Below are 11,609 nucleotides of genomic sequence, written 5' to 3'. Positions count from 1 at the left end.
GATGGACGCCCGACCGTCTGTCCGCAGAATGGACACCACGGCCTTTTTTTCAACTGTTCCTTTGCCATATCTTACCGTCTTCCGACCCTGTAGCATCGGATCAGTTTATTTTTTCACGCAGTCGGGCGACAAAGTTCGGATCAACGGAATAGCCAAGCTCCTTTGCCTTATCAAGATGTTTCATTGCAGTCGCATATTCCCCGCTGAAGTACAGGGCAACGGCAAGGTTGTTGTGAGCAAGGGCAGAGTCAGGTTCCAATTCCAACCCTTTGCGAGCAGCGGCGAGGGCTCTCTCATCCTCCCCCTTCATTGTCAGAAGAGAAGTAAGGTTCATCCACACGGTGGCCAATCGGGGGTTATACTGGAGGGCTTTTTCATAGGCCTCGAGCGCCTTGTCCAACTCATTACGCTGCTGCCTGATCAACCCAAGATTAGCATATGCCTGCGCCCCTTCGGGGTGAACCGAGATCGCCTTTTCATTGAGCGCAAGCGCCTTGTCAAGTTTCCCCAGGCCAAAGTAGATTGCTCCGAGGTTGATCATTGCGTCACCATTCAAGGGGTCAATCTCGACCGCCCTCTCCAAGGAGGAAATCGCCTCTTCCGTTCTGCCGGCCTTCATGTACACCAGTCCGAGATGATGAAATGCCGAGACCGACTTCGGATTCTCCCGGCACTTCTTCTCCAGTTCTGCAATAACCTTTGGCAAATCCTCCAGCAACTGTTCCGTCATGCTCTATCCTCGAGGTTTAAATTCTCATCAATTGACAATCCGCCGCAACAAAACCAGCCGTAATCAGGATGATCGTACCGAAATGATGGGCAGTTATATTTACTACAGATACTTGCAGCCACTGACAGGTGCGGAGTGTTCACCTCATCTTCAGGCGGGTACACTATAGACACCTTCATCCCACTTGCAAGGGGAAAATGGTCGTTCAACTCGACTCGCCAGGACCGGGCCATCTTCAGGAAGGGATATGTTCCGAGCAGGAAACCATCAGCTCCTTCTGCTGTTCTGCCAGCATCGTCTTAGCACAAATGACATCCCTGCCGATCTGTGACGCAAGCTCTGCAACGCTGGCAAATTTTTGTTCACCACGAAGAAATTTCAATAGATTTATCTTGATCGGCTTACCGTAGATGTCCTGATCAAAATTGAAAATATGGGTTTCCGCGACCAGTGCCTGTCCACCGAAGGTCGGGTTGTGGCCGATATTCAGCACCCCGCCGTAGCACTTTCCCTCGCAGATGACCTGAGAAACATAGACGCCGTGTCTCGGCACCAGATCTTCGGGATCGACCTGCAGGTTTGCCGTAGGGAAACCGACCTCCTTTCCCCCTCGCTGTTTTCCAACCTGAACTTCTCCCCGTATCTGGTATGGCCGCCCGAGAAGTATCCGGGCTTCCTCCACCCGCCCGTCGGAAACCAGCTGCCTGATCTTCGTCGAACTTACCAGCACACCGTCGAGATAGTAGGCTTCAACCACTGTGACCGGAAAACCCTTCACCCTTCCCTGCTCCTGAAGAAATGCAATATTCCCGCTCCGACCTTTGCCGAAGGCGTAATCATACCCGACGACCAATTCCTTCATGCCAATCCGTCCGAGCAGAATATCATCGACGAAATGTTCGGCCGATGTTGCTGCAAAATCGAGGTTGAATGGAATGATGAGCAGGGCATCGATGCCGGCCATCTGGATCAGTTCAATTTTCTGTTCACAGCTTGAAATCAGTTTGATGCCGCCGGGACGCAGAATCCGAAGAGGGTGCGGTTCGAAGGTAATGGCAAGACTCGCGCCTTTCCTGCTGTAGGCCTTATGTGCCACTTCCGCAAACAACATCTGATGGCCAAGATGAACACCGTCAAAATTACCAATGGTGACGCAAACATCGGCAAAGGGTTCGACAATATCCTCTATCCTTTTATATATATGCATAATATCCGATATGAGTGTTGTTTTTTTCAACCTGTCAAAAGAAAATCTTGACAAACGGAGGTCCAGGAAGCATATTCAAGCCCGTTGCCGAAGTGGCGGAATTGGTAGACGCGCTAGGTTCAGGGTCTAGTGGGGGTATCCTCGTGGAAGTTCGAGTCTTCTCTTCGGCACCAAATTAAGTTACACCGACGTTCCCTGAAGTCCATGAAGCCCGCAGCCTTAAAAGGTTTGCGGGCTTTTTTTGTTGCTGTTTCTTCCATCATGTTCCGTTTCGGTCCGTTGACATCCATGATTTTTGGGGGTATAAATGCGGGTACAGGCTAAACAGAACCGAATACCCAACAGCAACCACTAACCCCCTGAAAGGTCTATGCTGATTTCGGCTTACCAGATCGAACCTGGAACAGATAAGCAGCGTCAGGCCGCGTACCCACTTCACAAACCGCCCCCCACTCCACCGGCCGGCAGCCTCAAACCAACAGCCCCCATAACCGAGCAGAGGCAGGAGGATACCCCGAAACCGGCCTCAAGTCAATATAACCACCCCGGCGCACAGAATGCAGCGCCGCCCCGCTTTGTACCCCCTCAAAAGCGGGTATCGCCCATCAAGAACCACATACCCGCAACCACCAGAACACGAGGCCCCTATGCTTACCGCCATTGAAGTAAGAAATGCGAAGCCCAAGGAAAAGCCGTACAAATTGACGGATGGAGGCGGGCTTTTCCTCTACATCGCACCCACCGGTCGAAAGTCATGGCGTTTTCGTTATCGGTTTGCCGGGTCGGAATCGGTGATGGTTTTGGGAGAGTACCCGGACACCGGCCTTGAGGCCGCCCGAGAAAAACGCGGGGACGCCAAAAAACTTTTGAAGGCTGGAAAGAATCCCACCAAGGAACGCAAGGCCGAAAAACAGGCGATCATCGAAGCCATAGAGCAAGAAAAGACGATCTTAGAAAACAGCTTCGAAATGATTGCCATGGAGTGGCACCAACACCAGGACGCCAGATGGACACCGGCCCATTCCAATGCTACCCTCACCATTCTTCAACGGAACATCTTCCCGACCATTGGCGCTTTGCCGGTTGAACAGATCACCCCGCCGATGGTCCTTCATATCCTCCGCAATGTCGAGGCGCGGGGAGCGCTGGAAATCGCCGCCAAATCGTTACAGAGGATGAACAGCGTTTTTCGGTACGCGATACAGACCGGAAGGGCCACCTACAACCCCGCCGCCGATATGCGGGGGGTACTCAGGGCAAAGAAGGTCCAACACCACCCGATGATAGAGCTTGACGAGCTACCCGCCTTCCTTCGGACCCTGACCGGGGGAGATATCCACATAACAACGAAGCTCGCCATTCAATTCACTATCCTTACCGCAGCCCGTAGCGGAGAGGTACGCGGAGCAACATGGAACGAGATTGACCTCAGCCGGAAGATATGGACGGTCCCCGCCGAACGGATGAAAATGCGGTCACTGCACATCGTCCCTTTGTCTGAACAGGCCATGGCGATCCTCAACCGGGCAAAGGTTCTCTACGGCGATAAGGGGCTTGTTTTCCCCGGCATCCACTACCCGGAAAGGCCGCTTTCGGAAAATACCATGCTCTTTGCCCTGTATCGGATCGGCTATCATTCCAAGGCAACGATGCACGGATTCAGGGCGCTTTTTTCCACCATTGCCAACGAGAGCGGTTTCCATCCCGACGCAATCGAGCGCCAGCTTGCCCACCGTGAAAAGAACGCCGTCAGGGCAGCCTATCACCGAGCCGAATATCTGCCGGAAAGAACCAAGATCATGGAGTGGTGGGGGAAGTATCTTTATCACATTGAAAATGGAGCGGAAATAATACCGATAGGGCGGCAAGTGGCGGAAAGATCGGTCTGAATCGATAAACTGTCACCCAACATTTTCACATGGGGCTAATATCATGGAAAATTCTTACGAACAGGAATTTTAGAAAATGCCTACCAGGGAATCTTGCCGCAACCAATTATACTTTTTGGTATCTGAACCGGACGTTCATGTTTGTTCTTGGAAAAAAAGAGCCGAGAAAGCTGTCCGGCTGATACAAAAGACCATAGAAGAAGATGAAGAAGGGTACGAGAACGACTCTTTGGGACTAAAACCTGCGTATCATTTTTTTGCAGCCATGGCCATTTTGGTTTCAGTTGAGTTTGACGCTTGCATTGAAGCATTGATCTCAGACAACTGGACAGCATTTGAAAAATTGTATTCCATTGAAAAACTGTATTGTTTCGAGCACGATATAAATTGGAAAGAATATCGGATGAATATACTTTTTGATATTGCCATAACGCTTCGTCTAAATTGGAACGCAGCTTGGAATACACGCGGGGAAATGCCTGTCCGTGAACTTACATCACGAGAGAAGTTAACATATTTACAGGAAATAGGGCGACTCCATAGAACGCCTGAATCTATACCAGAATGGAAAAATGACGGTTTTTCTTATGAGCACCGCCCCCCGCTTATCAGCAATAGAATACATATTTCAATTGATCCATTGACCCCAGTTGAAATTGTAACAAAAATGGTCAGCAAAATACTCGAAGAAAAACATTCGGCATACTTCGAAGAAATTGAACAATCTTGGAAAAACGAAATCGAAAACGGCGCACACGACGAGACTTTTGTTTCCAATGAAATAATGCACGCTAAGGCGTCTTTCGACTTCAGAAGAACCATGGAGAAAAATAAAAGAACGAGAGGAGGTTTAACAACATTTGAAATAATGCTCAGGTCTCTTTTGGCTTTTGAAATGGACAGAAAGGGTAAGACGAAGAGCGAAATAGCTCAGAAAAAATGGTGGGGTAAGATAGATATGACTTCATCGACATTATCAAAAGATCTTAACCAAGCAAAAAAACTTATAAAAGCAGCACTTTCCGGCATTCCTCTTTCGGCTGTCAAGCGTTCTGTCTAGCTTTATTAGGCTACACCCAGCAAACCCAGCCCTGCACAATCCCCAAGAACATCACCAAGGCCACGTCTGGCAAACACAGCCGTGTGTTTGTAGAACGCCATTTCCTCACCAACAGTTGAGTAATGTAAAAATGAAACAATTATGGGCTTTAATCCAGCCAGCTAAAGCCCATAGAGTTTAGTTACATCCGTGTTATAGCTTCCGTAAGGTCATCAAGAGAAAGATGAACACCAATGGAGGATTATACATGAAAAACACGGACACCCTTCTCAGACTGTCCCAAGTCGAGGCCATCGTCGGCCTTAAGAAATCGAAAATCTATAACCTTATTCAAAATAAGGAATTTCCCGAACCTTTCCGCCTTGGAAAACGTTCCGTTCGATGGACGGAAAGTGCCGTCCAGGCTTGGATACAAAGTCTTTCTTCTGCCGGGCAGGCACACCCAAACGACTGTTCCCAAGGGAGGTCTTAATCATGATACCCGCAGCCATGCACCAAGAAGTCGGCCTTGAGCTATGGAGGACAAGAAAACAGGCCGTTGAAACCATTTACCCCTATGTCTCCACCATCATCAAGCAACCACACCTTGATAAAATTAAGGACGGTCATTTCAAATTGATTCAGGCTTTAGACGATTTTATAAATTTCCTTGAGTTTGTCGCCGGTCTTCATCATGACTCATATAAGGCACATTCTTTTTACCATCCTGACCCCAATAGCAAACAAAATTATCATTTTTTGGCTGGTTTTACTCGGTCTAATTCTGATATTTTTCAAAAAAAGATAGGGGACCGAGAATGTAATTTATCGCATGGCTTAACATCGGTTTTTGATATCTATGATATTCAATGCATAAGGCTTTTTTATGAATTTGGCGCGTTAATGTCTGTAGTTAGTGCTTATTACGCAATCATTAAAAGCCCAACGTTCGACCAAATTTTATCGACTAAATTTCTAAAACTAAGAGATAAATATATTAATATCATATGCTTGCAATTATGCCCTTGTTTCCAAGAATTGGAAGAATCGTTTACTAGCCAACAACCATCTTGAAACAATGAGAACTAAGCATATGAAAATGGATGCTATTCCGAAATACTGCTTGATTGTTTGCTGTAGTGGGAATGAACTTCACAGGCGATACTGCGAAGACAACAGTTGCCCTTTATTTATTTATCGTCTTGTTCAATGGAACGTTTTTGCCAAACCACACGAATTAACAAAAGCGGCTATGACCTTTTGTAATGGAACATTTTGCGAGTTAAGCAGATCACAATGTTTCAAGACTCCATGCCCGATCCGCCGATTATCTTCCACCACAGCGAAAGATAAGAAGAGGAGCAAACATGACGTTAAATGAAAAACTCCTGGACGCTCTTCGACAGTCACCGTATTGGACCGAAAAAACCAGATCCAACGGCAACACCATCCAGCAATTGATTTGCCCGGCTTGCGGGGACACCAAAGCATGGGCCTATGCCGCCCGGCCAATGTCTATAAACTGCAACCGAGGCTCTAAGTGTGGGATCAAAAAGAATACCTTTGAGCTGTTCCCCGAGGTCAGGCGAAATATTGAACGCGATTTTCCAGCGACCAAGGCAGATCCACACCGACCGGCGCGGGAGTATCTTCTATCACGCGGCTTTTCCCCCGCCATTCTCGAACACCTTGACTATCGATATCTGAAAAACGTCAGGAAAACAGGAAGTGGCGCCGTCATGTTTCCTGTTGGCAAAGATGAGAAAGGCAAGGAAGTACTGAACGGCCGGTTGTTCAGCCCACCCCCTGGAGATGGGAAAACACACAATATCGGCAGCACTACCGGGAAATATTGGAAACACCCGACAATCCCCTATGATCCTGAAAAAAAAACCTGGATTGTCGAAGGGGTCTTAAACGCACTCTCATTGCTGGAGTTGGGAGAACAGGCAATCGCAGTCCTCAGTTCCGGGCAGGACCCCGCTAAAGTCGATCTTTCAGAATACAAGTTTCTTGTTCTCAGCTTCGACAACGATGCAGCTGGCCACCGGGCATGTAAAAAATGGCACCTTGAACACCCGGCCGCCGCCGTCATTCTTTGCGACCAGGGGCAGGACTGGAACGACCTGTTACAATCAGGCACCCCCGAACAAGTCAAGAACACATTCAGCGCCAATACCCCCCGCTACATCCTCAACGGTAAGTTGGCATTGGCTGGAACGGCCCAGGAATACGCCGATCATTGGAGTAATTTTTTCAATACCGCCCCCGGCCTCTTCGCCTTCCAGGGATCAACATATTTCAGCGAAAAGAAAATACCCAGGGGCGGCAACGCTGAAGATGCTTTCATCTCGGTATCACGATGTTTCAAAGGAGTTGCCAGAGTTATCAGCTTCATCCTTGATCGATCGAACCCGGCCCGGCCGGAGTATGTCTACCACCTGGAAATTCAGCCCGTAAAAGGCAGGGCTATTGAGGCCACCGCAACCGGGAAGGACCTCGCCAGCCACCGCAGCCTTAAGGAATGGTTCCTCACCTATGCGAAAATCAATTTTGAGGGAGACGCGAAAGCCTGCACAGCTCTTGCTTCAAAAATTTCCGACGACAAAAAAGCCCCGGAAGTAAAGCAATTGACCGTATCAGGATATCAACCGGAGACCGGAAACTACATCTTTTCGAAGTGGGCTACCGATACCTCTGGAAAAATTCTCTTGCCTGATAAGCGAGGTAATTTTCAGGTGGGCTACAACCAGCATTTTCGACCACCGACCCACAGCGAAGAAAAAGCAATTTTCCCGGCCGAAATTGGCAAGGACCGAGTTAAAGAAATACACGGGGTGATTCTGAGCGCTTGGGGGCTGAATGGCGTCGTTGCCCTCTCTTGGGTGATAGCGGGTTGGTTTGTCAACCAAGTCAAGGCCACCACGGATTTTTTCCCTTTCCTGTCTTTGCATGGCGACCCGGCAAGCGGCAAGAGCGCCCTAGTCACCACCATGAACGCTATTCAAGGCCGCGACATTGAGGGCCTACCCATCACCCAACTGAACAGCAGGAAAGGGTTAACTCGTACGATAGGCCAGGTATCCGGCTTGTTCACGGCCCTGCTTGAAGATAGCCACCGCAACGAAAAGGGTTTTGATTACTCCATACTTCTTACGGCATACAACCGAGGCCCCTTGCAGGTCCAGGCCGCTTTTTCCAACGACCTGCAAACCAAGGAAGCGCCATTTCTCGGCAGCCTCTTGTTCTGCCAGAATACCGAACCGTTCAACACGAAGCAGGAAAAACAGCGGGTGATAAGCCTGCACTTTCAAGCCGAGCAACTAACCGACAACAGCCGGAAAGCCTATACAAGAATTATCGACACAGACAATAAGGAATTGGCCGGGATCTTGCGCCAGGTCCTTACCCATCGCCAGCACTTTGCAGCATGGGGTAAAGAATATGAAAAAGCAATTGAAGACCTTAGCCCAATGGACGAGCGCAGGATACTACAGAATCACGCCTTGATTCTGGCTTTTCACCGGCTTTTCTGTTCCTGTTTCGGCATCGATCAAGACGGAGCTGTCCCCCATTTTTTGAAGGAAATCGGGAAAAAGAAGTGCATCACATCCGCTATACGCCAAACATCGCTAGCCGATCATTTCTTTGAACTACTTGACGAGGTTAAAGACGACAAACTGTCCTTAGCTTGCCATTACGACAACGAGAAGGGACACATTTATGTCAACCTTCCGAAAGCTGAAAACCTAATCCGCAACAAAGGTATAAATATTCAAGTCAATGAAAACCTGAGCCTGGCACTCCAGAAACACCCCGCGTACCTCAGGAACAGCTACAGGTTCCGGTTCCCCGAAGACCCCGATACAGACGAAACAGGGAGACCGAAGCAAAGAAGGGTATGGGTATTCGATCTCCCATGGTTCAAGAAGGACGATGCCTGAGACGCCGACCTGGTGACAGTGGTGACACCGTAGAAAACCAATGGTGACAGCCTATGTTACTGATATTAAACGATTGTGACAGTGGTGACACTGGTGACAGCATTTTTCCCATATATAGAATTGAAACACGAACAAGGGAAACATGAAACACCCTCGCGCGTATAGTGCAATTTACTGTCACCACTGTCACCACTGTCACCAATTGTAAATAATATAATAATAATCTATATATTTCATACAGTTAAGATTTCAGAAAAGTTTCGTTCCTGGTGACACATGCCGTTATTTGGTGACAGCTAGCCCGTTTTTGGTGACAGCACTTTTATATTCCTATCACATTTAAGGACCGATCATGAGTTTCTTTGATGCCATCGACCGGCTAAAAAAAACCGATTCCACTTCAAATCATGGCAAATCAGATCAACCGGAACCAGAAAAAGCCCACCAACGAGCGCCGAAAGAAGGTGACGAGTGCCAGGGCGAAGAGGAAATCGCGGTTTCTCACAACATCACCCCTGCCACTGGCCCGAAAAAAAGCACAGACCAGGCGACGAAAAGGAACAGAAAACCTGAGCGCCTTTCATTCCTTCGGCCCTGTCCGATATGCAAAGGAAGGTTATTCATTTATGGATCAAGAGGCGGTTTTTTCTGTTCAAACTGTACCCCCCATATAGAAGGTCAACCGGTTGAAGCCACCGGCCCGGATCGGCTTCAGAGCAATCAAGGAGTCGATTCAACCTTGCCACTCGGGTTCACCCCGCAAGCATCAACACGGAGCCTCGGAGAAAACCCCGAAAACTTCAAGGCGGCATGGCCATGGATCAAAGTGAACATGCAGGATCTTCTGAAAGCTGGGTGGACCAGGGCCGCCCTGGTCAGGAGGGGCAAACTTCGCTACCCGTGTGGAAATTGGGGAGTGGCTTGGTTTTCGGTCTGGAAAATTGAAGGACTTGTTATAGAGATCGGAAGAAATGGAAAGATTGTTTTCACCTTCGAATCATGCGGAAGAAAAATAACACAGGCAGCTTATCCGTAAGATTAGATATTGTTCTATAATATCAATACATTAATGAATAATTAAAGTTATCAACTATATTGATATATTTTCCCGTAAAAACAGCAATGTTACATTATTCCAGAGAAAATAAAAAAATCGACTGGAGCCGTTTTATGGGGTCGTCGCACCCGTATAGAGGCACCTCATTGGGAGGACCCGCTTTTTTTTGACAGGAAGAACCCGGCAAAATTCATGCAAGTAGATATCTTATTGATTTTATATATCTTTTCATATAAATCCCTAAACACTCCAAACTTCAAGGGGAAGGGAGAAACCGACCAGGACACCGGCAGCGGAACGGATTCCCTGGCGCTGATCCTGGCCAGCTCCGGCAACGATCCTTTAACCAGGTCATCACCACGGCCATACCGAGGCCCGGCCTTCACCCCGCCGACGACCGGGGCGGCCGAATCTCGATCAAAGATGGATGAAGCCAGCTCCGGCAACAGATCCGCCGACACCGACCGGAGCCACCGGCAGCGGAGCGGATGACACCCCGCGCTGATCCGACAGGCACCGGCCGCACTCTTTCAACCAGATCATCACCAGGGCGGCCACGATCGCCGCTACCGGCAGGATGCCACCACGGCCATACCGAGGCCCGGCCTTCACCCCGCCGACGACCGGGGCGGCCGGATCTCGATCAAAGATGGATGAAGCCAGCTCCGGCAACAGATCCACCGACACCGACCGGAGCCACCGGCAGCGGGTCGGCTGACACCCCCCCGCTGATCCGACAGGCACAGGCCGCACTCTTTCAACCAGGTCATCACCAGGGCGGCCACGATCGCCGCCACCGGCAGGAAGCCACCACGGCCATACCGAGGGCCCAGCCTTCATTCCACCGACGACCAGGGCGGCCGGATCTCGATCGGTCATCAATGCACCAGGGCACCGGCAACGGATCGGCTGACACCCCGGCGCTGTTCCGGTCGTCACCCGGCCGCACTCTTTCAACCTGGTCATCACCAGGGCGGCCACGATCGCCGCTACCGGCAGGATGCCACCACGGCCATACCGAGGCCCGGCCTTCATTCCACCGACGACCAGGGCGGCCGGATCTCGATCGGTCATCAATGCACCAGGGCACCGGCAACGGATCGGCTGACACCCCGGCGCTGTTCCGGTCGTCACCCGGCCGCACTCTTTCAACCTGGTCATCACCAGGGCGGCCACGATCGCCGCCACCGGCAGGAAGCCACCACGGCCATACCGAGGCCCGGCCTTCACCCCGCCGACGACCGGGGCGGCCGGATCTCGGTCAAATATGGATGAAGCCAGCTCCGGCAACAGATCCACCGACACCGACCGGACCGACACCGACCGGAGCCACCGGCAGCGGATCGGATGACACCCCGGCGCTGTTCCGACAGGCACCGGCCGCACTCTTTCAACCAGGTCATGACCACGGCGGCCACGATCGCCGCCACCGGCAGGAAGCCACCACGGCCATACCGAGGCCCGGCCTTCACTCCACCGACGACCGGGGCGGCCGGATCTCGATCGGTCATCGATGCACCGGGACCACCGGCAAAGAGAAAAAACCGACAAGGGCGCAGTTGAAGCGCCTTGATTTTTACGATTGACGAACGAATTTCCAGCAGCCCAAGCCAGTGGCCGAACAGAAAGAACTGTTCGGCCTTTTCTTTGCGACGGCGACAACCGACGGCGACAACCGAAAACATTACTCGCGCTGCACACTCCGCTTATTTGCACACGGATACAATATTAAATTAACATTCA

10 protein-coding genes and 1 tRNA gene are annotated in these 11,609 nt (G+C 50.3%); 7 read left to right on the top strand and 4 right to left on the bottom strand.

The window, feature by feature from the left end:
- Window positions 1–100: 100 nt before the first annotated feature.
- Window positions 101–730, bottom strand: coding sequence for a tetratricopeptide repeat protein (locus HNQ81_RS13315; protein WP_183351796.1), 630 nt, complete (start codon window positions 728–730; stop codon window positions 101–103).
- A gap of 235 nt (window positions 731–965) precedes the next feature.
- The gene (locus HNQ81_RS13310; protein ID WP_244960483.1) at window positions 966–1,967 is read right to left on the bottom strand and encodes a bifunctional riboflavin kinase/FAD synthetase; all 1,002 of its coding nucleotides are present in this window, start codon (window positions 1,965–1,967) and stop codon (window positions 966–968) included.
- Between the two features lie 56 nt (window positions 1,968–2,023).
- On the opposite strand from HNQ81_RS13310, the gene HNQ81_RS13305 reads away from it, so the two are divergent.
- The 7 genes from HNQ81_RS13305 (at window position 2,024) to HNQ81_RS13275 (ending at window position 9,845) form a co-directional block, all read left to right on the top strand.
- A tRNA-Leu gene (locus HNQ81_RS13305) sits at window positions 2,024–2,110 on the top strand.
- A gap of 384 nt (window positions 2,111–2,494) precedes the next feature.
- Entirely contained in the window at window positions 2,495–3,826 is a 1,332-nt protein-coding gene (locus tag HNQ81_RS13300; RefSeq protein WP_240191570.1) for a tyrosine-type recombinase/integrase, read from the top strand.
- 76 nt (window positions 3,827–3,902) lie between these two features.
- Window positions 3,903–4,886 carry a hypothetical protein gene (locus tag HNQ81_RS13295; protein ID WP_183351795.1) on the top strand — a complete coding sequence of 328 codons (984 nt, stop codon included), beginning with the start codon at window positions 3,903–3,905 and terminating at the stop codon, window positions 4,884–4,886.
- A gap of 223 nt (window positions 4,887–5,109) precedes the next feature.
- On the top strand, window positions 5,110–5,358 hold the full coding sequence (locus HNQ81_RS13290; protein ID WP_337833457.1) for a helix-turn-helix transcriptional regulator: 249 nt from the start codon (window positions 5,110–5,112) through the stop codon (window positions 5,356–5,358).
- 2 nt (window positions 5,359–5,360) lie between these two features.
- A complete protein-coding gene (locus HNQ81_RS13285) occupies window positions 5,361–5,939 on the top strand; it encodes a hypothetical protein (RefSeq protein WP_183351793.1) in 579 nt (192 codons plus the stop codon).
- Window positions 5,940–6,232: 293 nt separating this feature from the next.
- A complete protein-coding gene (locus tag HNQ81_RS13280; protein ID WP_183351792.1) occupies window positions 6,233–8,809 on the top strand; it encodes a toprim domain-containing protein in 2,577 nt (858 codons plus the stop codon).
- A gap of 352 nt (window positions 8,810–9,161) precedes the next feature.
- The gene (locus HNQ81_RS13275; RefSeq protein ID WP_183351791.1) at window positions 9,162–9,845 is read left to right on the top strand and encodes a hypothetical protein; all 684 of its coding nucleotides are present in this window, start codon (window positions 9,162–9,164) and stop codon (window positions 9,843–9,845) included.
- 438 nt (window positions 9,846–10,283) lie between these two features.
- Here HNQ81_RS13275 and HNQ81_RS13270 read toward each other — a convergent pair whose 3' ends face one another.
- Both HNQ81_RS13270 and HNQ81_RS13265 read right to left on the bottom strand, forming a co-directional pair.
- Window positions 10,284–11,156 (bottom strand): hypothetical protein, encoded by an 873-nt coding sequence (locus HNQ81_RS13270; RefSeq protein WP_183351790.1) that lies wholly within the window; start codon window positions 11,154–11,156, stop codon window positions 10,284–10,286.
- Entirely contained in the window at window positions 11,093–11,551 is a 459-nt protein-coding gene (locus tag HNQ81_RS13265) for a hypothetical protein (protein WP_183351789.1), read from the bottom strand. The genes HNQ81_RS13270 and HNQ81_RS13265 overlap by 64 nt, the downstream gene beginning before the upstream one ends.
- Window positions 11,552–11,609: the final 58 nt, after the last annotated feature.

The organism is Desulfoprunum benzoelyticum, assembly GCF_014201505.1.
Classification (GTDB): domain Bacteria; phylum Desulfobacterota; class Desulfobulbia; order Desulfobulbales; family Desulfocapsaceae; genus Desulfoprunum; species Desulfoprunum benzoelyticum.
This window is presented reverse-complemented; position numbering and strand designations above follow the sequence as displayed.

Coding starts and splice junctions, on each gene's coding strand:
- HNQ81_RS13290 (WP_337833457.1), top strand. CDS start 5,110: ATGAACACCAATGGAGGATTATACATGAAAAACACGGACACCCTTCTC.
- HNQ81_RS13275 (WP_183351791.1), top strand. CDS start 9,162: ATGAGTTTCTTTGATGCCATCGACCGGCTAAAAAAAACCGATTCCACT.
- HNQ81_RS13300 (WP_240191570.1), top strand. CDS start 2,495: ATGCAGCGCCGCCCCGCTTTGTACCCCCTCAAAAGCGGGTATCGCCCA.
- HNQ81_RS13295 (WP_183351795.1), top strand. CDS start 3,903: ATGCCTACCAGGGAATCTTGCCGCAACCAATTATACTTTTTGGTATCT.
- HNQ81_RS13285 (WP_183351793.1), top strand. CDS start 5,361: ATGATACCCGCAGCCATGCACCAAGAAGTCGGCCTTGAGCTATGGAGG.
- HNQ81_RS13265 (WP_183351789.1), bottom strand. CDS start 11,551: ATGTTTTCGGTTGTCGCCGTCGGTTGTCGCCGTCGCAAAGAAAAGGCC.
- HNQ81_RS13315 (WP_183351796.1), bottom strand. CDS start 730: ATGACGGAACAGTTGCTGGAGGATTTGCCAAAGGTTATTGCAGAACTG.
- HNQ81_RS13280 (WP_183351792.1), top strand. CDS start 6,233: ATGACGTTAAATGAAAAACTCCTGGACGCTCTTCGACAGTCACCGTAT.